The organism is Sphingomonas sp. AP4-R1 (genome assembly GCF_013113735.1).
In the GTDB taxonomy this organism is placed as follows: domain Bacteria; phylum Pseudomonadota; class Alphaproteobacteria; order Sphingomonadales; family Sphingomonadaceae; genus Sphingomonas_I.
On record NZ_CP053346.1, the window covers coordinates 2,925,372 to 2,946,463 of the forward strand.

Genomic DNA, 21,092 nt, shown 5'->3' on the forward strand with positions numbered 1-21,092 from the left:
TCCGGTTGAGCATTGCCCCGGCGGGCGGCTGAGCTAAGCTGGCCGGCGGGGAGATTCGCGTGTTGGGGGCTCTGTTTTCGCCGGAGGTGGTGACCTTCACGGCGGCGCTTGTTTTGATGGTGCTGATCGGTCTGGTCGAGGCTGTCGGGCTCGGCATAGCCGGGCTCGATCTCGATTTCGGCGTGGATTTCGATCATGGCGGTATGCTCGGCTGGCTCGGCTTCGGTCGCGTACCCCTGCTGGTGCTACTGATCGCGTTTCTGGCCAGCTTCGGCATTCTCGGGTTCGCCATTCAGCAGGCGGCGCAAGGCGTGTCGGGCGTCATGCTGCCGGTGTGGGGCGCGACGCCATTGGCGGCCATCCTTTCCCTGCCCGTGACCAAGATCCTCGCGCGCGGCCTTGGCCGCGTCATGCCGCATGACCAGACGACCGCCTATCCGCTGGAAGGCCTTGTCGGCTTGGCGGCCTCGATCACGATCGGTCGTGCCGTCTATGGTTCCCCGGCGCGAGCCCGTGTCGTCGATCCGCACGGGCAGGCGCATCATGTGATGGTCGAGCCCGATAACGGCGCGGCCGTCTTCAACGAGGGCGATACCGTCCTGCTCGTCCGACGCGAGAAGGATGTCTTCCGCGCAATCTCCCACGGCGCACCGCCTTTCTCCAACTGGATACAAAGATGAACGAGATTGTCCCTTCGGGCCTGGTGAACGTCGTGCTTTTTGCCGGAGTGCCGTTCGTCGCGCTGATCGTGATCGGCATCATCATGGCGCGGCTGTACAAGCGCGCTTCGAAGGAAGTGGCGTTCGTTCGCACGGGCTTCGGTGGCGAAAAGGTGGTGATGAACGGCGGCGCGATCGTGTTGCCGGTGCTGCACGAGACGATGCCGGTGAACATGAACACGGTTCGCCTCGCGGTGGAGCGGCGCAATACCGATGCGCTGATCACGCTCGATCGGTTGCGGATCGACGTCCGCGCCGAATTCTATGTGCGCGTGCGCCCGGATCGGGAGGCGCTGGCAACGGCAGCGCAGACGCTCGGCCAGCGGACGATGCATCCGGAGGCGCTGAAGGAATTGGTGGAAGGCAAGTTCGTCGATGCGCTGCGTTCGGTCGCAGCAGGCATGACGATGAACCAGTTGCACGAGCAGCGGTCCGAATTCGTGCAGAAGGTGCAGCAGGTGTCGTCCGCCGATCTGGCGATGAACGGTCTGGAACTGGAGAGCGTGTCGCTGACCGGCCTCGACCAGACCTCGATCGAGCATTTCAACGCGAACAACGCCTTCGATGCCGAGGGCCTGACCAAGCTTACCGAACAGATCGAATTGCGGAAGAAGGCCCGCAACGACATCGAGCAGGATACGCGGGTCCAGATCGAGGCGAAAAATCTGGAAGCCTCGCGCCAATCCTTCCTGATCGCGCGCGACAATGAGTTCGCTCGGCTTGAGCAGGAGCGGGAACTAGAGATGCGCCGGGCGGAGCAGTCCTCCGAGGTTGCCCGGCAGCAGTCCGAGCGCCAGCGCGAAGCCGATCAGGCGCGCATTCTGGCCAAGCAGCAGACGGACGCCGCCCAGATCGAGGCGGATCGCGCCATCCAGGAGGCACGGATCGCGCAGGCACAGGCGATCGAGATCGCCCGGCAGGAGCAGCAGATCGCGGTCCAGAACAAGAGTCGGGAGGAAAGCCAGGCCAAGGCCGAGGCGGACAATGCGCGTGCGGAAGCGGTTGCGGCGGAGGAGCGTGTCGGCACGGCACGCGAGACCGAAGTGGCCGAGCGGGCCAAGCGGATCGAATTGATCGACGCCGCGAGAGAGGCCGAACGTGCGGCGATCGCCGTCAAGGTGCAGGCCGAGGCGGAGAAGCAGGCCGCGGCCGATCGCGCGGCGGCGTTGCGCGCGTCGGCGGAAGGCGAGGCGGAGGCGGAGAAGTTGCGGGCCGAGGCGGCGCGGGTGCGCTTCGAAGTCGAGGCGGCCGGCCAGCGCGCCGTCAACGAGGCGGCGAACCTGCTTTCGTCCGATCAGGTTTCGCTGCAGACCAAGATCGCTTTGCTCAAGGTGCTGCCAGAACTGATCCGCGAGGCTGCCAAGCCGATGGAGTCGATCGACAGCATCAGGATCGTCCAGGTCGAGGGGTTGGGCGGTAAGGTCGATGGTGTCGTGGGTGGCGCAGGTGACGGCAATCTCGCCAACTCGGCGGTGAGCGCGGCGTTGCGCTATCGCGCGCAGGCACCGGTGATCGATGGGCTGATGAAGGAATTGGGGTTCGAGGGCGGCACGCTGGACGGTCTGGTGGCGGGGGCGCTGCGACCTCAGCCTGACGCCGACTCCTGACGAGCCCATCGCCATCACTCGTTGCGGGATCATGTGACAAGGCTGAAATATGCGCTGGAATATCGCGTCTGTTTCGCTGTGTGCGGCATATTCCCAAGCCTGGAGCGAATGTTTCTGCAAGATTGATGAGAACCGCAGCCCGCGTGTCTGCTAGGCTGGTGGCGCCGGCCCTCCGCGAGAGAGGGCCGATCAGGGATCACCTCGGAGCCAGTCGCCATGATGCCAAGCGAAACCGTGAACGCCGCCCATAAGGGACGGCGCGCCATCCATCTGTTGCGGGCGGGCTGCGCGGCCATCGCGCTGCTGGGGCTCGGCGGCGCGACGCTGGCCGCCGCTCCGGCACCGGCAAAGGCAGGGGCGGAGGCACCTGCGCGCACCGGTCCCGCGCCGGTCCATGCCGACGGCTACGTGCCGTTCACCTTCGATGCCGCGAAGAACAAGGTGTCGCTGGAGGTGCCCGTCTTCGATCAGGACGTGCTGTATTTCGTCTCGGCCGCGACGGGCGGCGGCGAAGTGGAACTGCCGTTCGATCGCGGCGTACACGACACGAGCGTGATCCACTTCGTTCGCGCGGGGCAGAAGGTGCTGGTCGTCGAGCAGAACATGGCGTTCCGCGCGCCGAACGCGGCGCCGGCCGAGAAGCAGAATGTGGAGGACAGCTTCCCCACGTCCGTTCTCGCCGCGCTGCCGATCGAAAGCGAGGCGGGCGGCAAGGTGATCGTCGATGCGACGCCTCTGTTCAACCGCGATGCCGCCAATGTCGAGGCGGGGCTGCGCCGCAGCAATCAGGGCAATTATCGCTTCGATCCTCAGCGCTTCGCTTTCTATCCGAAGCGGATGAAGGCGTTTCCCGACAATACCGAGATCGAGACGGTCGCCACCTTCGCATCGGACAGCCCGGGCACGCTTGTCCGTGCCGTCACGCCCGATCCGCGCAGCCTGACCTTCCGCATCCACCACAGCTTCCTGCGCGCGCCGGCGCCGGGCTTTCATCCGCGTGACGCCGACCCGCGCATCGGCGTCGGGCTGGGCGGTGCCATGTACAAGGATTTCAGCAAGCTGCCGGACGACGCGCCGGTCGGCCAGATCATCGGCCGCTATCGTCTGGAGAAGAAGGATCCGAGCGCCGCGCTGAGCGAGCCGGTGAAGCCGATCACCTTCTATTTCGACACGGCCATCCCCGATCCGATCCGCTTCGCGATGAAGCAGGGCCTGTTGTGGTGGAACAAGGCGTTCGAGGCGGCGGGCTTCAAGAATGCGATCGTGGCGCTGGATCTTCCGGCCGATGTCGATCCGATGGACATCCGCTACCCGACGGTGCTGTGGATCGATCGCGACGAGCGCGGCTTCTCGTCGGGCGGCAGCTATCGCGATCCGCGCACGGGCGAACTGCTCGGCACCAAGACGCACATGGACAGCCACCGCATCCGCACGATCGGCAATTTCTACGATGCCTATTCGGGCGGTCTGCCCGAGGATGGCAGCGGCATCGACGTGGCCGATCCCTCGATCCTGCAGAGCCCGGATGTGTGGAATGCGATGCCCAAGGGCCAGCGCGACATGATCCTGGAGCGCCAGGCGCTTCTGACCGCACACGAACTGGGCCACACGCTGGGCTTCAACCACAATTTCGCGTCGAGCCTGAACAATCAGGCTTCGGTGATGGAATATCCCAGCCCGCGCGTGAAGGTGACGAACGGCAAGCTCGATCTGTCCGAAGCATTCGAGAAGCAGATCGGCGCCTATGACGTCTATATGGCGCGCTACGCCTATACGCCGTTCGCGCCCGCGCAGGAGAAGGCCGGGCTGGACGGGATCATCGCCGACATGCGCGCGCACGGCATCATCTACACGCCGTCCGACGATCCGCGCTGGACGGCCTATGACGATCGCGCGACCCCGACCGAATATCTCCGCGAGACGCTGGATGCGCGCAAGATCATGCTCGCCACGTATGGGCAGGGCATGCTCAAGGCCGACGAGCCGATCGGCGATCTGCGCGATGCGCGGCTGTGGATGGTCTATCTCCACCATCGCTGGGCGATCGACAGCGGCGTGAAATATATTGGCGGCATTTTCACCAACATCGTGGTGAAAGGCGAGACGCTGCCGCCGACCGAGTTCATCCCGACCAAATTGCAGCACGACACGCTCGGCCTGCTGATGGAGGCGATCGATCCCAAGACGCTGGAACTGCCGGAAAGCCTGCTCGTGCAGTTGACTCCGTCGCCGGGCCGCAATCTGGAGGATCTGTCGAAGGACGACATGTTCGATCAGCTGCGCGCCGCGCGGATCGCGGCGGCCATGGTGCTGGAGCCGCTGTTCAATCCGGAGCGGGCGGCGCGCCTCGTCGCCCTGGCTCCGCGTCAGGCGGGGGCGGTGACGCTGCCCGACGTGTTCGACGCGGTGATGGCCAAGACGTGGCATGCCAGCGCCACCGGCACGGCCGAGGAGCGCGCGATCCTGCGCTCGACGCAGGCGGCGGCTTTGGATTCGATGATGATCCTGGGCGCGGCCAAGGATACGGCGCCGGAGGCGAAGGCCTATGCGCTGGATCGTCTGGCGTCGCTGGCGGCCGAGCTGAAGAGCAAGAAGGACAGCGATCCGCTGACGACCGGCTTCTATCGCCAGAGCGCGCGCGACATCGAGCGCTATCTGGAGGAGCCGGCCAAGTGGGCGCCCAAGACGGCGGTGCCGGACTGGGGCGGCAATCCGCGCTCGCGCTACACGGTGAACCCGGGCGCTCCGCTCTGATCCTTCCCATCTCGAAGGGGGAGGGCGCAAAGTGCACCTTCTCCCGTTCGTGCTGAGCCTGTCGAAGCACCGTTCTTTCTCTTGAATAAGAGAGAGCAGGAAGAACGGCCCCCTTCGACAAGCTCAGGGCAAACGGGGTGGGACGTCAGTTTCGCGGCTGTCCCGATCGGGGTCGCGATGAAGTTACGCGGTGAAGAAAGGGAAATCGTCGCCGGCTGCATGCCCGGCGGCGGTTTCCCTTCGCACATCCGGCCGAAACATTTCGGTTGTCGCTTTTCGTGAACGAGGGGAGCATAGGGCCGCCCGCCCGCGTTGTGCGGGTGCGAAACAGGTTTTGAGAACGTGCCTCCCGCAGATCATGCTGCTCCCGGCGATCCCGGCGCCCATCATCGTGGCGACCGAAAGACGCTTCCCCTCGCGGTCGGCGCGATCGGAGTGGTGTTCGGCGATATCGGCACCTCGCCGCTCTACGCGCTGAAGGAAAGCTTCATCGGCCATCATCCGCTGGCCGTGGATCCGCAGCATCTGTTCGGCGTGCTCAGCCTCGTCTTCTGGACGATGATGCTGATCGTCACGATCAAATATGTGCTGATCATCCTGCGCGCGGACAATGACGGGGAGGGCGGCAGCCTCGCCTTGCTGGCGCTGATCGCGCGATCGTCCGGCGCGCGGAAGCTGACCCCGATCATCGCGGTACTGGGCGTGGTGGCGACCGCGCTCTTCTATGGCGATGCGATCATCACGCCGGCCATCTCCGTGCTGTCCGCCGTCGAGGGCCTCGCCACGGTGGAGCCCGCGTTCGTGCATCTGGTGATGCCGATCTCCATCCTGATCCTGATCGGCCTGTTCGCGATCCAGTCGCACGGCACGGCGCGCGTCGGCGCGCTGTTCGGCCCGGTCATGATCTTCTACTTCCTGGTGATCGCGGCGCTCGGTCTTCTCAGCATCGTCGCGCGGCCCGACATTCTCTGGAGCCTCAACCCGGTCTGGGCGGTGCGCTTCTTCGCGCTCGATCCGAAGGTCGCTTTCCTTGCGCTCGGCTCCGTGGTGCTGGCGGTGACGGGCGCGGAGGCGCTGTATGCCGACATGGGCCATTTCGGGCGCAAGGCGATCAGCATCTCGTGGCTGTACGTGGCCTTTCCCTGCCTGATGCTCAATTATCTGGGGCAGGGGGCGCTGCTGCTGGGTCAGCCCGATGCGATCGAAAACCCCTTCTTCCTGATGGCGCCGGAGCAGGTTCGCCTGCCGCTCGTGATCCTCGCCACGCTCGCGACGGTCATCGCCAGCCAGGCGGTGATCTCGGGGGCTTTCTCGGTCACGCAGCAGGCGATCCAGCTCGGCTTCCTGCCGCGCCTGCGGATCGTCTACACCAGTGCGCGCGAAGCCGGGCAGATCTATGTGCCGCTGGTCAACGGCATGCTGCTCGTCTTCGTGGTGCTGATCACGATCGGCTTCCGCAGTTCGTCCAACCTCGCCGCCGCTTATGGCATCGCGGTGACGGGCACGATGTTCATCACGGCCTGCATGCTGGGCGTGCTGACCTTCCGGGTCTGGCGCTGGCACCCCGCGCTGGCCGCGCTCGTGACGGGCGTGGCCCTGCTGGTCGACGGGCTTTATCTCGCCTCGAACATGACCAAGCTGACCGATGGCGGCTGGTTTCCGCTGGCGGTGGCGGTGGTGGTGTTCACGCTGCTGACGACCTGGTCGAAGGGCCAGAAGCTGATGCGCGCACGCGTGGCCGAGGACATGATGGCTGCCGAATTGTTCATCGCCTCCGCCTCGCCCAAGCTGGAACGCGTCCCCGGCACGGCCATCTTCCTGTCCGCCGCCAAGGAGGGCATCCCGGCCGCGCTGCTGCACAATGTGAAGCACAACAAGGTGCTGCACGAGCGCAACCTGATCCTGACGCTGATCATCGAACAGGTGCCGTTCGTGGGCGAGGCGCGCCGGCTGGAAGTGGCCGATCTGGGCGAGGGCTTCTTCCGCGTCTTCCTCCGTTATGGCTTCATGGAGGAGATGAACGTGCCGGCCGCGCTCGACATACGCGAGATTTGCGGTGGCCCGTTCAAGCAGATGGAAACCAGCTATTTCCTGAGCCGGCAGACGCTCATCCCGTCGCCCCGGCCGGGCATGGCGCTGTGGCGGGAGCATCTGTTCGCCTGGATGGTCCGCAACGCGGAAAGCGCGATGGAATTCTTCCGCCTGCCCACCAATCGCGTGGTGGAACTGGGCAGCCAGGTCGAGATCTGATTTTCTGATTGAGATGCGCCTGTCGGCGCCTCGAAATGCGCGCCTCGCGCATTTCCCAACAGCCTTATGACGCCGGGCTATCGGGCGGGGGCAGGGCGCGTTATCCCGTCCGCTCGCTCCACCGCACAAGGATCCCCATGGCCTCCGGTCTCGTAGCCCTGCTCGACGATATTGCCGGCATCACCAAGCTCGCCGCCGCGAGCCTCGATGATGTGGGCGCGGCCGCCGGCAAGGCGGGCAGCAAGGCGGTGGGCGTGGTGGTCGACGATACGGCGGTGACGCCGCGTTACGTCACCGGCCTCGCCCCCGAGCGCGAACTGCCGATCATCGGCAAGATCGCGCTGGGATCGATCCGCAACAAATTGCTGATCCTGCTGCCGGTGGCGCTGCTGCTGAGCGCGTTCGCACCCTGGGCGATCACGCCGCTGCTGATGGCGGGCGGTGCCTTCCTCTGCTTCGAGGGCGCCGAGAAGCTGATCGAGGCGCTGGGCGGCGAAGCGCATGGCGACGACGACGAGAAGGCCGCCAATGCGGCCGATCTGGAAAAGCAGAAGGTGTCCGGCGCGATCCGCACCGACCTGATCCTGTCGGCCGAGATCATGGCGATCGCGCTCAGCAGCGTGTCCCATGCGCCGTTCCTCACGCAGGCGGTGGCGCTGGTGCTGGTGGCGATCGGGATCACGGCGGGCGTTTACGGTGTGGTCGGGCTGATCGTGAAGATGGACGATATCGGCCTCTATCTGGCGCGCCGCGGCGGCAGCGCCACCAAGGCGATCGGGCGCGGGCTGGTGAAGGGCATGCCGGTGGTGATGTCCGCGCTCGCCACGATCGGCACGGCGGCGATGCTGTGGGTGGGCGGCGGCATCCTCGTCCACGGCATGGAGGTGCTGGGTTTTGCCGCGCCTGCCCATCTGATCCACACGGCGGGCGAAACGGCGGCCGGGATAGCGCCTGCGATCGGGAGCCTCATCGCCTGGATCGTCGGTGCGATCGGATCGGCGATCGTCGGCATCGTGATCGGCGGGATCATCGCGCTGGCGCTGCACATGGCGCGCCCCGCCCACTGATCGGGGCCCTGCTTCCGCCGACCCTCGATCCATGGTATTTCGTTGCCGAAGCGTGACGAAATGCGGCGGGGGCGGCATCGGGCATGACAACGATCGCGGGACTATGGCCGACAGGGGCGCCGCCGCGCTCGCCCCGCTTTGCGCCGCGCCATCCCGCCGACGCTTATATATTCGCGATCCTCACCTTTTATGTGTGGCTGGGCATCGTCATGGGCTTCGGTGGCGAGATCCTCGCCCATTATGCGCAGCACAAGCCCGCTTATCCGCTGATCGTCCATGTCCATGCCATCGCGTTCGTCGGCTGGCTGCTGCTGTTCACCACGCAGGTCGCGCTGGTGCGGAGCCGCCGTCTCGCGCTGCATCGCAGGGTGGGCATCGGGATGATCGGTCTCGCGATCGTGATGATGGTCCTCGGGCCGGTGACGGCGATCATCATCGATCGGGCGCGGATGGCGGTGCCGGGCGGGGACGGTCCGTCCTTCCTCTACATCCAGTTCGCCGACATGCTGGCCTTTGGCGGTCTCGTCGCGGCTGGCGTCAGGCTGCGCTGGCGCGCGGCGGATCACAAGCGGTTGATGATCCTGTCGCTGCTGGCGATCAGCGATGCGGGCTTCGCGCGCTGGCTGTTCGCGCCGATCGGCCACGTGATCACCGATCCCTTCTGGCTGAACCTCGTCGGTGGATATGGCGGCAATGACGTCGGCATCGTCGCGCTGGGCCTCTATGATCTCGTGACCAGGCGACGGCTGAATGGGGCCTATGTGGGAGGCGTGGCCTTCCTCGCCGCAATTCAGCTGATCGCGGTGTGGGCCTATCTCGAGCCCGCCGCCCGGCCGCTGGTGCTGCGCCTGCTGGGCGCGTGAGGCGCCGTCCGTCGCCCTTTGTTACGAACGGGCCCTTGCGTTCGACACGCTAGCTCGCGAAACCTGCCCGCACCGGGGGTAAAGCCATGTTCGTGTCGTTGTTTCTCGCCGCTGCAGCCGCAGGGCATCGCCCGCCACGCGTGGCGCCCATGCCCGATCGCGACACCGCCGCATGGTGGCAGGCGACCCAGCAGCTTTCGGGCGACGACATGGAAGGGCGCGATGTCGGATCGCCCGGTTATGACCGCGCGGCGCAACTGGTGGCGGCCGCCTTCGCCAAGGCCGGGCTGAAGCCGGCGGGCGAGAACGGCTCCTTCTTCCAGACGCTGAAGCTCACCGACGTGACGATCGACAAGGAGGGGACGCATCTCGCCATCGATGGTCGTCCGCTGCGCTTCCTGCAGGACCTCACCCTGCGCGCCTCATCGGACCTGCCGGCCGAACTGGGCGGTACGATCGCCTTCCGCGGCTATTGCGGGCGCGAGGCGATGGGGGATGTGAAGGGCAAGATCATACTCTGCTACGGCACGCGCAAGCCGGGGTTTCCGACACCGGCCGAGCGGACCGAGGCGGCGCGGGCAGGCGGCGCGATCGGCGTGCTGACGATCGCGGACCCGTCCTTCACGGTCGAGCCGCCGCGCTGGCCCGCCGCTTATGCCCGCACCGTCACCTTCGAGGATGCGAAGCCGGTGGCGGTGGACCGGATGCTGCTCGGCACCGTCAATGTCGATGCGCTGGCGAACATGATCGAGGGCAGCGGGCGGGATCCAGCCGCGATCGTGACGGAGGGAAGCGCCGGGCGGCCGTTGCCGAGCTTCGATGCCGGGCGTTTCACGGCGCGGATCGCACTGTCGCATCGTGCGATCCGATCGGACAATGTGCTGGCGATGCTGCCGGGCACGGATCCGGTGCTGAAGGACGAGGTGATCGTCCTCTCCGCGCATCTCGACGGCTATGGCTTCGGCGAGCCGGTCGATGGCGATGCGCTGTATAATGGCGCGTTCGACGATGCGGCCTATGTCGCCCTGCTGGAACGGCTGGCGGAGCGGCGCGCGGGCAAGGGCTATCGCCGTTCGGTGCTGTTCGCGGCCTTTACGGGCGAGGAGAAAGGGCTGCTGGGCGCCACCTATTTCACCAGCCGCCCGACCGTGCCGATCAGGGCGATCGTGGCGGACATCAATCTGGACCAGTTGCGGCCGATCTTTCCGCTCGATCTGCTGACGGTCCATGCGCTCAACGACAGCACGCTGGGCGATGCTGTGCGCGACGTGGCCGCGCGGCAGAAGATCGCGGTACGGATCGATCCGGAGCCGGAGCGCAACCTGCTCACCCGCGCCGACCATTGGCCGTTCATCCGCAAGGGTATCCCCGCGACGGGTTTCGTCTTCGGCTATCGCCCCGGATCGCCCGCCGAGAAGATCTATCGGGGATGGTACGATACCCGTTACCACCGGCCGCAGGACGATTTGACCCAGCCGATCGACTGGGCGGCGGCGGGCAAGTTCAACCGCTTCTTCTACGACCTGACGGCGCAGGTCGCCGACGCGCCCGATCGCCCGCGCTGGAAGCCCGGCAGCGCCTACGCCAAGCCTTAAAGCACCATACCAGTGCGGTCTGGCATCGCAGGCTGATCGAAGCGCGCGTCTGCCGGAGATGCCGGCTTTCGCCGGGATGACGAGGACGGTAGCGTCGGGGGCATGCGAACCACCTCCGACAGCGACGCCGTACGCCTCTACCATCTCGACGCCGACAGTGGCGCAGCGACGACCCTGCTCTACGGCACGATGGCGGAAGCCCTGCGCGCCGCCGAGGCCGAGCCGGAGGATGTGCAGCAAGGCCTATTCCTCCAGACCAGCAACGACGTGGCCGCCTATCTCGACCTGATCGGCGAATAAGCGGGCAGGGGCTCAGTCGCGCAGGAGCAGGCCCAGCGGCCAGAGCGGGCCGATCGGGATCAGCTCGAACACCATCATCCCCGCCTGCCCCAGCGGGAGTGCCTCCAGCAGCGCATGCGCCTCGGCCGGATCGGTCAGGTTCATCAGGAAGACGGCGCCCTCGCCATCGGAGCGGGCGAACCACTGATCGATCTTGCCCGCCAATTGCAGCGCCATCGTCTCCCGCGCCTCGAACGGCATGACGGGCGTCCGCGCTGCCGGTGTGGCCTTTTCGGTCCAGCGACCGAGCGCGAGGATGCGGGTGACGGGAACGCGCGACAGGGCCTTCATCGCTTCCAGGCTCGGAGGCTCGGTATTCATGACAGGATCTCCCTGGCGACCTGCGCCGGTTCGTCGGATTGAAGCCAATGGCCGGCAGCGACGGGATGAAAGGTGCCGCGCCGGAAGCGGGCGGCACGCTCGCGGCCCATGGCCGTCGTGAGATAAGGATCGGCGATGCCCCAGATGACCTTTACGGGCATGTCGAGCGCCTGCAGCAGATCCAGCCGTCCGCTGTTCAGCTGAAGCTCGGCATAAAAAGCGGCGGTCATCTGCGCAAAGGCGGGGCCGGCGCCGGGCTGACGGATGAAATTGTCCGCGATGAGCGGACCGATCACGCTTTCGAAGCGGGCACCTTGCGTCGGGGGCAAACTCGCGGCGAACCGGCCCTGCTGCCACCGCAGGAGCCAGCCGAATTGGGTCGTGTCCGTCGCGATCGCATGGGCCAGTGCCGTCAGGTCCGGATCTGCGAACAGGATGATCATTTCCGGCCAGTGCGCGAGCGGCGACGCGTCGAAAGCGGAATTGAGGATGTACAGCCCGGCGACCTGCTCGGGATGCGCGATCGCGAAGTTGATGCCCACGATTCCGGAGGAATCGTGCGGCACCAGCGCGACCGTGCCGAGGTTTAGCGCGCGGACTACGGTTTTGAGATCGCCGAGCTGCTGCGCGAAACTGTATTGCGCGCCCGCCGGCTTGTCCGAAGCGCCGAAGCCGAGAAAGTCGAACAGCACCACCCGGCGACCTGCGGCGACGAGATAGGGCACGAGATCGTCATAGATGCCGAGATGATCCGGAAAGCCGTGCATCAGGACCAGCGCAGGGCCTGCGCCGGCATAGTCACGGACGTAGATCTCGCCCGCGCCGCTGGGGATGCGATGCGCGTCATAGGGGATCGGATCGGCCATCGCGTCCTCCGTGGGGCCGCTATGGGGCGGCCTCTCGGACGCGACTATCGATCGGAACGACGGCCGGGTATTGGATAAAGCGGACGCGCCCTCTGGCTAATTCCGATGGTGGCGACGCCAGCGGCCGGGGCTTTCGCCTTCGAGACGCGTGAACACCCGGCTGAAGTGACTCTGGTCCACGAAACCGCAGGCCGCCGCGATCAATGCCAGCTCCAGCGAGCCGTGCAGCAAAAGCTCCCGCGCGCGCTCGACGCGGCGGCGCATCAGCCATTGATGGGGCGTCACCCCTGCCGTCTGGCGAAAGGCGCGCGCGAAATGTCCGGCCGAGAGGCCGCACTCGATCGCCAGCTGGGCGATGGTGGGATCGCCGTCCAGATGGGCGACCATATGATCGATCGCGCGACGCAACTGCCAGGGCGCCAGCCGGCCCGTCGCGCGGCGCGCGGGCGGGCCCACCACGGCATAGGTTTCGGTGAGGTGGGCGTGGAAGGCGAGGCCGATATGGTCGACGAACAGCGCACTGCGCTCGCTGGGCCGTTCGACGCGATCGAGCAGCGCGTGCGCCAGCCCCAGCATCACCGGATCGGGCGCGCCCAGCCGATCCGTTTCAAGGCGGACGGCCTGTCGCCAGCCCCGTTCCGCCGCCAACTCGTCGAGGCTGTCCTGCGAGATATAGAAACGCAGGATATCGAAGCCGCCATCCAGTTCCGAGACCGGATTGCAGCGCAGGTCGAACAGGAACGCGTCACCCGCGGAGGCCGCCTTGCCCAGCCTGTGCCGCCCATCGATCCACAGGTTCACCGCCGTCGGCTGGAGCGCGACATGCAGCGAATAGGCCGCCTCCGGCGGCACGTCCTTCGCGCGGACATGGCGGGCGTCGCTCCTCAGCCGGGAAAAGCCGATGGGGGCGATCGATGCGGTGCGGGTCAGCAATGTCGGCGCGGGGGTCAGCCGAAACCGATCTCCGATGATTGCGCCGTCATAGCTGCCTGCCACGCTCAGCTCCCCCCGCGCGTGGCGCCATCCTAGCACGATTGTTGCTGCAACGTTGGCCTTATCCGCGAACGGGACCGGGCTGGCAGGGCATCGGGCGTGCCGTGCCGCGCGGACTCAGCCGCGCTCGGGCAGGCTTCCCACGAACAGGCGGGAGCGGGGCTTGCGCGAATAGCGCTCCGGATTGCGGCGGATGCCGAGTTCGAGGCGATAGCCCTTGCGGTAGATCGTCCGCAGCGGAAACAGCTCACCTTTCTGTTCGAACGCGCGCCGTACCGTCGTCAGCACGTTCGAGATGTTCGAGGGCTGGCATTTGCCCACGCCCGTTTCGGTCAGCCGGTTCGCGAAATCCTCCAGCGAGTGGATCGCCAGCGGGTTTTCCAGCATCATCTGGTAAAGTGCGAACGGCACCGGCTGCATGGCGATAGCCTGGCCGCTGCTGGCGGCTTTCTTGTCGCGGGCGTTGACGGCCATCCAGCCGAAGATCGTCCAGGGCCCGCGCGTGCGGGGATTTTCGAGCAGTTCCATCGCCCGCGTCGCCACGAATGCGGGCGTTTCGGACGCGGAGAGCACGAGATCGGCGGAGGAGGAGCGGGCGAAGCTCGCGATCATCTCGTCATCGTCCGGGATCAGGAGGATCACGGGCAGGAAGAAGCCGCGCGCGCTCGATCGGATTTCGTCGCAGATGCGGAGCGCCGCCACGTCGCGGCCGTCGCAATGCACGATCGCGACATCGATCGCATGATCTTTCGCAAATCCGGTGAAGTAAGCGGCGTCGCTGAGGTGCAGCGCCTCGGAGCCGTGGCGCTCCAGCGCGGAGACGAGGCCGCCGAGTGTAAGGGCGCGATCATAGATGGCCGCCATCGGCCAGAAATTCTGCTGCTGGTCGCCGGCCGCGAGCGCGAGATAATCTTCCGTCTTCATCCCTGCTTTCCACCATGGGCCCCCACGGCCCACCCGGCTGCGTCGGTCATTCGGTGTGCACGGCGTTGGTCGGTACGGTCCTGTGCCGGCGATGTGCGATGCACGGGGGTAATCGAAACTCGGGGAAACGATCCGTGGCCGGGATCGCCGCGCCTGCGCGCGGGCCACCCGGCCACGTTTCGCCGATTAGAAGTTGATGCCCGCTTCGACGCCGAAGGTACGCGGCGGATTGAAGTTGGCGTAGCTGCCCAGCACCGCATCGTTGGCGCGCGACATGCGATAGATGTGCGTCTCGTTGAACAGGTTGCGGGTCCAGACCGAGACGGTCAGCTTGGCGTTGGCATAGTTCATCGGGATCTGCGCCAGCGCGAGGCGGCCGTTCACGATGAAGCTGGAGTCCGTCATCACGCTTTCGTTCTGGAAGCTGTGCTGCGGGCTCGCATAGTTCGCATCCAGATGGAGGCGAAGGGCGGCGCCCTCGGCGACGACCGGCATCGGCAGCTCATAATCGAGCGTACCCGAGGCCGCATGCTTCGGCGTGTACACCGTGAACACCTGCGTCAGCACACCGAACGTCGGGCCCGGGTTCGGGTTCGCCGTCCGCGGGATCTTCGTGTAGGTGTAGGCGTAGGAGCCGCCCAGCGTCAGGCCCTCGATCGGGCGCACGGTCAGGTCCGCTTCCACGCCGCGGATCTTCGAGGTGCCCGGCGCATTGGCCGTATTCTCGGTGTGCAGGTTGAAGTTCGGGTTGGCCGTGGTGGTGCCGGGCAGGAACGCGTTCGTGTCGACGAAGTCGAAGTCGATCTGCGTGCCGGTGCGGTCCATGATGTAGCCCGCCACGTTGAAGCGGACCTTATGGTCGAGGAAGTCGGTCTTGGCGCCGATTTCGTACGACTTGACCTTTTCCGGACCGAAGGAACCGAAGTTCGACGAGCGATCGTTCGCACCGCCAGCGCGATAGCCGGTGGAGAACTTGCCGTAGAGGTTCATGTTCTCGGTCGCGTCGAACGCCAGCGTCACCATCGGATCGAAGCGATCCTTGTTATAGTTGAACTGGTAGTTCGTGGAGACGCCCGACACCGTGTAAAGCGTGCCGTCGCGCTTGTCCTTGGTCCAGCGACCGCCGACCGTCAGGTGGACCTGCTCGAGGGCAGCCGGGGTGTAGGTCGCCTGGGCGAAGGCCGCGTAGCTCTTCGTCACGGCGCGGCTGGCGCGCTGGTAGAACCAGTAGCGACGATCCCAGCCCTGGTTGGACGAGGTGATCGGCGCGTTCGGGTTCGGCGCGATTTCCGACACGATCGTGTAGGCGGTGCCGTCGGCGTTGAACTTGTTGGTGGTCGGCGTCGCGGCCGATTCCATCACATGTTCGTTGAAGTAATAGAGGCCGGCGACGTAATCGATGTTACCGCCCAGCGCGTTGACGTTGCCGACAGCCTGGAATTCCTGGCTGAACTGGTTCTGGTGCAGCGCGGAGAGGCTGTAGCGGTTGAAGCTGCCGTTCGGCACGTAGACCTGGCGGTGCAGACCGCCCGAGCTGTCCCACTGATCGGTCTGGACGCCACGCCATGCGGTGATCGAGCGCAGCGTCAGGCCCGGAACCACGTCATAGGACAGGTTGGCCGAGATGCCGTGCGTCTTGTCGATGCTCGCCTGCTGCGGCACGCCGATGTCGGCGGTCGACATGCGCTTGTCGCCGCTGACCTGAACCAGCGGGGAGAGCGGCGCGATACAGGCCGAGCAGGCCGTGCCGGTCGCCGGGTTGAGCAGGGTGGTGCCGGTGGCGCCGCCGTAGATGCCGACGGTGCGGCCCTGCGGGTTGTAGTTCACCAGCTGGCTGTAATATGGCGTGTTGTTGTCCTGCGCCATGTCGCCGGAGATGACGGCCTTGAAGCCGTCGAACGGCGTCCACTTGGCCGACACGCGGCCGCCCTTGCGGTTGTAGTAGTTCCAGCCGAGCTGGCCATCGAGCGGGTTCTTGGTGGTCGCATCCTGATGCTGGATCACGCCGTCGAACTTGAACGCCAGATTGTCGAAAGCCGGAATGTTGATGTGGCCTTCGGTCGTGTACGCGCCGTAATTGCCGTAGCCGGCCGAGATGCGGCCGCCGAACTCGCCGGTCGGCTCCGCGGTGACGATGCTGACGGCGCCGCCTTCGGTGTTACGGCCGAAGAGCGTGCCCTGCGGGCCCTTCAGCACTTCGATGCGCTGCACGTCGAACAAAGCGGCGTTCAGGCCCTGCGAGCGGCCGAGATAGACGCCGTCGATATAGACGCCCACGCCGATGTCGCGCGCGGTCTGGTTCTGGTCGAACGGCACGATGCCGCGGATGCCGACCGTCAGCGCCGACTGGCGGGCTTCGAAGGTGGCGACGCGGAGCGAGGGGACGCCGCCGTCGGCGAGATCGAGCAGGCTCTGGACGTGGCGATCCTGAATCATCTGGCTGCTGACGACCGAGATCGAGATCGGGGTCTTCTGAAGGTTCGTCTCGCGCTTGGTCGCGGTGACGACGATGTCGTTCAGCCCGCCGGAATCGGCATCGGCGGCGGGTGCGTCGGCCGGCGCCGGATCGGCCGCCATCGCCATTGCAGGCGCGCTCGTCACGACCAAAGCCGCACCGATCATGAGCCCCTTACGGAACCCTGCATCGAATCGCATTATTCTGACCCCTTCGTTGAAAACTCTTATCTGGGCGGGGCCACTACGCAGGCTGCATGACACTTAGGTTACATGCGATAGTATAGAGAGAATCTACATTTCGTAATAAATGGAATGATCAATTAATACCGCATCGGACTGATCTAAAGTTTGAGACTAGTCTGTAAATTAATCCAAGGTGAACAAAATTTCACTTTAAAGTCGAGCGAGGTTGATCATTTTTTATTTAAATAGATGATCGCGCGAGAGGGCCGTATTGGCGGGTTTATCATCATGGATCGACTTTCGTGACGAAACATTGCTGGAGAGTGTTTCAAGGTAAAATCGCGCGATATTCAGTGGTTTGGATGGCCGGAGGCTCTGCGGGGAAAGGGCGAACGCCTACGTGCCCCGCGCGGATAGGCACGGGGTGGGGCGATCCGGCAACATGTCCGGGCGGTTTAGCCGGCGATATCGATGGCGACGCCGGCAGGCGCTGCTCAGGCGTCGATCGTCCAGGTCAGGGACAACAGGACCGGATCGGCCGAGACGAGGCGGGTGGCGAAGCCCATGCGGTGCGCCAGATTGATCGCATCGTGATCGGCGCCGATTTCCGTGGCGGTCACGCGCCGGAAACCGGCCTGTCGCGCGAGATCCAGCGTGGTTTCCAGCAGCGACCAGCTCAGCCCGCGCGCCTTCCAGGGCTCCAGCACCGAGACCGCCACATCCGCCGTTCCCTCGCGCTCGATCGGGGTGAGCGTCGACGAGGCGACGAGGAGGCCGTCGTCATTATAGGCGACGAGGCTGGTGGCGGGCGCCTCCAGCGACGCGAGTTCAAGGCTGCCCACCTCCCCCTCCGTATCCGGGAAACGGAAGGTACGATCGGCGGCGGCGACGCCCTGGAAGAAGGCGAACATCGCCTCCTTGTCCCCCGCCTGATACCGGCGGATGTGGAGCGCGACACCGCTATGGGTGGTCACGTCGACCGATTTTCCCTCGGTCCAGTCCGCTGCGATCATCGTCACGACCTCGTCGTTATCGTTGCAGTTCCGATATGGTGTCGCCCCACAAAGCCGCAATATGTGACGGTGCGGCGTCAGGGGGCGGCGTGGGTGTGATGCGGCCCGGTGGCGCGGATCTGCGCGACGAGGGTGTTGAGGCGGGTGCGCGCGTCGGCCGTGTCGGCTTCGGGATAGGCGGCCGCCACGCGCCCGGCCCAGGCGCCCATGTCCAGCGTCGAGAGGCTGAGCATGTAGGGTTGGTCGCCGCGCGAGGCGGAGAAATGGCCCTGCCACGCGTCGCGCGGCGCCACCCCGGGAAGGCTGAGCGGCCCATCCGACAGGGGCTTCACCTGATCGAACGTCAGGCCCGGAAAATAGGTGCCGATGCGCGGCGCCATCGCGGCATAATGTTCGAGTGCGGTCATGTCGCGGATCTGCACGAGCGCGATCTGCGCGACGATCCGCTTGGCGCCCTTGCCGCTTTCATAGGTGATGGTCGCATAGTCGCCCGCCGGATCGAGCGAGACGGTGGCGGTGCGGGTGAAGCCTTCCGCCGTGCGCGGGAAGCGCAGACCGGTGGGCGTATGGACGAGGCTGCCATCCGGGCCGGGCTTGAAATCAGTCGTGGAGGCCGCCGCCAGGGCGCGCTGGGGAGCCAGACCCGAAACCGCCGCGACCGCGATCGCCGCCGCCACACACGCACCGCCAAACCGTACCATTCATGCCTCCCACCACCGGCCGGGCGCTGACGAGGATCAGCGCCCGGTTTCCGGCATGCGCCTGCTCTAGGCCGGGAGGGGGCGGGGGCTCAAGCCGCCGCTTTCTCCCGCTCGCGCATTTCCTGGTTCAGCATCTCGGCCAGCAGGAAGGCCAGCTCGATGCTCTGGCCCGCATTGAGGCGCGGATCGCAATGCGTGTGATAGCGATCGGCCAGACCCTGCTCGGTCACCGCGATCGCGCCGCCCGTGCATTCGGTGACGTTCTGGCCGGTCATCTCGGCATGAATGCCACCGCCATGCGTGCCCTCGGCGCGATGCACGGCGAAGAAGCCGCGCACCTCGGCGAGGATCCGCTCGAACGGGCGCGTCTTGTAGCCGTTGGCGGCCTTCACGACATTGCCGTGCATCGGGTCGCACGACCACACGACCGGGCGCCCCTCGCGCTTCACCGCGCGCACGAGCTTCGGCAGATGCTTCTCGATCTGATCGTGACCGTAGCGCGTGATCAAAGTGATGCGGCCGGGCTCGCGCGCCGGGTCCAGCGTGTCCAGCATGCGCAGCAGCGCGTCCGGCTCCAGGCTGGGGCCGCACTTCAGGCCGATCGGATTGCCGACGCCGCGCAGAAACTCGACATGCGCCGATCCCTCGAAGCGCGTGCGATCGCCGATCCACACCATATGCGCGCTGGTGTCATACCAGTCGCCGGTCAGGCTGTCCTGCCGGGTCAGCGCCTGCTCATACTGGAGCAGCAGCGCCTCGTGGCTGGTGTAGAAACTGGTGCCGGAGAGCTGCGGCACGGTCTGCGGATTGACGCCGCAGGCCGCCATGAAGGCCAGCGCGTCGCCGATGCGATCGGCCAGCTGCTGATATTGCGTGGCCCAGGGGCTGCGGCCCATGAAATCCAGCGTCCAGCGGTGGACCTGCTGCAAATTCGCATAGCCGCCCTGCGCGAAGGCGCGCAGCAGGTTGAGCGTCGCCGCCGACTGCGAATAAGCGCGCACCATCCGCTGCGGATCGGGGCGGCGCGCCTCGGGCGTGAAGGCGATGTCGTTGACATTGTCGCCGCGATAGGAGGGCAGTTCCACGCCGTTGATCGTCTCGGTATCGGCCGAGCGCGGCTTGGCGAACTGGCCCGCCATGCGGCCGACCTTCACGATCGGCATCTTCGACGCATAGGTGAGGACGACCGCCATCTGCAGGATCACGCGGAACGTGTCGCGGATATTGTCCGGATGGAATTCGGCGAAGCTCTCCGCGCAATCGCCGCCTTGCAGCAGGAAGGCCTTGCCCTCCGACACCTGCGCCAGATCGGCCTTCAGCGAACGCGCCTCGCCCGCAAAGACGAGCGGCGGCGACCGGCGCAATTCCTTCTCCGCGGCCTCCACGGCCGCGATGTCGGGATATTTGGGGAGCTGCTTTGCCTCGTACCCGCGCCAGCTATCGGGCGTCCAATTCGTCGCCATCATTCGTCCTTTCGAGCGAGCGCCCTTAGGGGAAACGCGGCCGATCCTCAATGCAGCGGAGATTGGAGCGAGCGAGGGAAATGTTTGAGCGACGGGATCGGCCGGGCACGATCCTCCTCAGCCCGCGCGCTCGGCCAGCATCGAGGCGATCATCGGCTGGAGCTTGGGCGTGTAGGCCGCCAGCACGGTGGGCGGGCAGCCGCCGAAGAGGGTGGTGAGGCGGCCTTCCTCCCAGCTGTGGAGCGCGAAGCCGGGATCGCCATCCTCGATCAGCGCGCGATCGTCGGGCGTGGCGGGATCGAGGGGGGTGAGCACCAAGCCCACTTCGGGCGCGGTGGAGGGGCAGATGGTGAGCGGCACGTTCGCCCAGCTCGTGTGGCTGGAGCGGTGGACGTGGCCGGAGACGAGGCCCATCACCTGGGCGTGGCCTGCGAGGGCGCCGTGCAGGCGGGCGATCCACGGCTCGTTGGGGGCCGGATCCATCCAGGGGATGCCCACGCCTTGCGGCGGATGGTGGAGGAAGATCAAAGTCGGCGTGTCCGGCGCTTCGGACAGGCGGGCGGCGAGCCAGCCGGCGCGGACCTCGCAGAAGGCGCCGCCATGACGGCCTTCCTCCAGCGTATCGAGCAGGATCAGGCGCAGGCCGGGGCCCTCGATCACCTGCTGGATAAAGCCCTCGCTCACCGGCGTATTCGGGAAGATGCGTGCCATCGGCCCGCGCAGATCGTGATTGCCGGTCATCAGATGGACCGGCATCGGGCAGCGGGCGAGGGCCGCGGCGAGGACGGCATAGCTTTCCTCGTCGCCATATTCGGTAAGATCGCCCGAGGCGATCAGCAGATCGGGCAGGGGGTTCAACGCGAGGATACGATCAAGGACGCGATGAAGGCGCTGCAGATTGGGCTCGTCCGGGTTTGATCGCTCAAAACCGATGTGCAAATCGGAAATCTGCGCGATCAGCATCGGTGTTGGCCCCC

Annotated in this window: 17 protein-coding genes; 8 read left to right on the top strand and 9 right to left on the bottom strand. The window is 66.0% G+C overall.

Features of this window, described 5'->3' with window-relative positions:
* Positions 1–59: 59 nt before the first annotated feature.
* The 8 genes from HL653_RS13560 to HL653_RS13595 all read left to right on the top strand — a co-directional run bounded on the left by HL653_RS13560 (position 60) and on the right by HL653_RS13595 (position 11,155).
* Positions 60–680 carry a YqiJ family protein gene (locus tag HL653_RS13560; RefSeq protein ID WP_171744981.1) on the top strand — a complete coding sequence of 207 codons (621 nt, stop codon included), beginning with the start codon at positions 60–62 and terminating at the stop codon, positions 678–680.
* Positions 677–2,326, top strand: coding sequence for a flotillin family protein (locus tag HL653_RS13565; RefSeq protein ID WP_171744982.1), 1,650 nt, complete (start codon positions 677–679; stop codon positions 2,324–2,326). The genes HL653_RS13560 and HL653_RS13565 overlap by 4 nt, the downstream gene beginning before the upstream one ends.
* 216 nt (positions 2,327–2,542) lie before the next feature.
* On the top strand, positions 2,543–5,080 hold the full coding sequence (locus HL653_RS13570) for a zinc-dependent metalloprotease (RefSeq protein WP_171744983.1): 2,538 nt from the start codon (positions 2,543–2,545) through the stop codon (positions 5,078–5,080).
* Between the two features lie 435 nt (positions 5,081–5,515).
* On the top strand, positions 5,516–7,330 hold the full coding sequence (locus HL653_RS13575) for a potassium transporter Kup (protein WP_253718100.1): 1,815 nt from the start codon (positions 5,516–5,518) through the stop codon (positions 7,328–7,330).
* A 137-nt stretch (positions 7,331–7,467) separates the two neighbouring features.
* A complete protein-coding gene (locus HL653_RS13580) occupies positions 7,468–8,397 on the top strand; it encodes a DUF808 domain-containing protein (protein WP_171744985.1) in 930 nt (309 codons plus the stop codon).
* 83 nt (positions 8,398–8,480) lie between these two features.
* Positions 8,481–9,260 carry a hypothetical protein gene (locus tag HL653_RS13585; RefSeq protein WP_171744986.1) on the top strand — a complete coding sequence of 260 codons (780 nt, stop codon included), beginning with the start codon at positions 8,481–8,483 and terminating at the stop codon, positions 9,258–9,260.
* Positions 9,261–9,346: 86 nt separating this feature from the next.
* Positions 9,347–10,855, top strand: coding sequence for a M28 family peptidase (locus HL653_RS13590; protein ID WP_171744987.1), 1,509 nt, complete (start codon positions 9,347–9,349; stop codon positions 10,853–10,855).
* Positions 10,856–10,957: 102 nt separating this feature from the next.
* The gene (locus HL653_RS13595; RefSeq protein ID WP_171744988.1) at positions 10,958–11,155 is read left to right on the top strand and encodes a hypothetical protein; all 198 of its coding nucleotides are present in this window, start codon (positions 10,958–10,960) and stop codon (positions 11,153–11,155) included.
* Between the two features lie 12 nt (positions 11,156–11,167).
* On the opposite strand, the gene HL653_RS13600 is transcribed toward HL653_RS13595, so the two are convergent.
* The 9 genes from HL653_RS13600 to HL653_RS13640 all read right to left on the bottom strand — a co-directional run bounded on the left by HL653_RS13600 (position 11,168) and on the right by HL653_RS13640 (position 21,078).
* On the bottom strand, positions 11,168–11,515 hold the full coding sequence (locus HL653_RS13600) for a hypothetical protein (protein WP_171744989.1): 348 nt from the start codon (positions 11,513–11,515) through the stop codon (positions 11,168–11,170).
* Positions 11,512–12,381 (bottom strand): alpha/beta fold hydrolase, encoded by an 870-nt coding sequence (locus HL653_RS13605; protein WP_171744990.1) that lies wholly within the window; start codon positions 12,379–12,381, stop codon positions 11,512–11,514. The genes HL653_RS13600 and HL653_RS13605 overlap by 4 nt, the downstream gene beginning before the upstream one ends.
* A gap of 96 nt (positions 12,382–12,477) precedes the next feature.
* Complete coding sequence (locus HL653_RS13610) at positions 12,478–13,377, bottom strand: AraC family transcriptional regulator (RefSeq protein ID WP_171744991.1); 900 nt, start codon at positions 13,375–13,377, stop codon at positions 12,478–12,480.
* A gap of 114 nt (positions 13,378–13,491) precedes the next feature.
* A complete protein-coding gene (locus HL653_RS13615; protein WP_171744992.1) occupies positions 13,492–14,298 on the bottom strand; it encodes a hypothetical protein in 807 nt (268 codons plus the stop codon).
* Positions 14,299–14,484: 186 nt separating this feature from the next.
* On the bottom strand, positions 14,485–16,953 hold the full coding sequence (locus HL653_RS13620) for a TonB-dependent receptor (RefSeq protein WP_171744993.1): 2,469 nt from the start codon (positions 16,951–16,953) through the stop codon (positions 14,485–14,487).
* A gap of 479 nt (positions 16,954–17,432) precedes the next feature.
* Positions 17,433–17,951, bottom strand: coding sequence for a GNAT family N-acetyltransferase (locus HL653_RS13625; protein ID WP_253718102.1), 519 nt, complete (start codon positions 17,949–17,951; stop codon positions 17,433–17,435).
* Between the two features lie 77 nt (positions 17,952–18,028).
* Positions 18,029–18,652, bottom strand: a complete 624-nt coding sequence (locus HL653_RS13630; RefSeq protein WP_171744995.1) for a hypothetical protein — start codon at positions 18,650–18,652, stop codon at positions 18,029–18,031.
* A gap of 89 nt (positions 18,653–18,741) precedes the next feature.
* A complete protein-coding gene (locus HL653_RS13635) occupies positions 18,742–20,115 on the bottom strand; it encodes a class II 3-deoxy-7-phosphoheptulonate synthase (RefSeq protein ID WP_171746974.1) in 1,374 nt (457 codons plus the stop codon).
* 117 nt (positions 20,116–20,232) lie between these two features.
* The gene (locus tag HL653_RS13640) at positions 20,233–21,078 is read right to left on the bottom strand and encodes a phosphodiesterase (RefSeq protein WP_171744996.1); all 846 of its coding nucleotides are present in this window, start codon (positions 21,076–21,078) and stop codon (positions 20,233–20,235) included.
* Positions 21,079–21,092: the final 14 nt, after the last annotated feature.

Bases quoted from the DNA above. Each gene is read 5' to 3' on its own strand.
- HL653_RS13635 (WP_171746974.1), bottom strand. From the start codon at position 20,115: ATGGCGACGAATTGGACGCCCGATAGCTGGCGCGGGTACGAGGCAAAG.
- HL653_RS13595 (WP_171744988.1), top strand. From the start codon at position 10,958: ATGCGAACCACCTCCGACAGCGACGCCGTACGCCTCTACCATCTCGAC.
- HL653_RS13580 (WP_171744985.1), top strand. From the start codon at position 7,468: ATGGCCTCCGGTCTCGTAGCCCTGCTCGACGATATTGCCGGCATCACC.
- HL653_RS13605 (WP_171744990.1), bottom strand. From the start codon at position 12,381: ATGGCCGATCCGATCCCCTATGACGCGCATCGCATCCCCAGCGGCGCG.
- HL653_RS13640 (WP_171744996.1), bottom strand. From the start codon at position 21,078: ATGCTGATCGCGCAGATTTCCGATTTGCACATCGGTTTTGAGCGATCA.
- HL653_RS13630 (WP_171744995.1), bottom strand. From the start codon at position 18,652: ATGGTACGGTTTGGCGGTGCGTGTGTGGCGGCGGCGATCGCGGTCGCG.
- HL653_RS13600 (WP_171744989.1), bottom strand. From the start codon at position 11,515: ATGAATACCGAGCCTCCGAGCCTGGAAGCGATGAAGGCCCTGTCGCGC.
- HL653_RS13620 (WP_171744993.1), bottom strand. From the start codon at position 16,953: ATGCGATTCGATGCAGGGTTCCGTAAGGGGCTCATGATCGGTGCGGCT.
- HL653_RS13570 (WP_171744983.1), top strand. From the start codon at position 2,543: ATGATGCCAAGCGAAACCGTGAACGCCGCCCATAAGGGACGGCGCGCC.
- HL653_RS13585 (WP_171744986.1), top strand. From the start codon at position 8,481: ATGACAACGATCGCGGGACTATGGCCGACAGGGGCGCCGCCGCGCTCG.
- HL653_RS13565 (WP_171744982.1), top strand. From the start codon at position 677: ATGAACGAGATTGTCCCTTCGGGCCTGGTGAACGTCGTGCTTTTTGCC.
- HL653_RS13590 (WP_171744987.1), top strand. From the start codon at position 9,347: ATGTTCGTGTCGTTGTTTCTCGCCGCTGCAGCCGCAGGGCATCGCCCG.
- HL653_RS13625 (WP_253718102.1), bottom strand. From the start codon at position 17,951: ATGATCGCAGCGGACTGGACCGAGGGAAAATCGGTCGACGTGACCACC.
- HL653_RS13615 (WP_171744992.1), bottom strand. From the start codon at position 14,298: ATGAAGACGGAAGATTATCTCGCGCTCGCGGCCGGCGACCAGCAGCAG.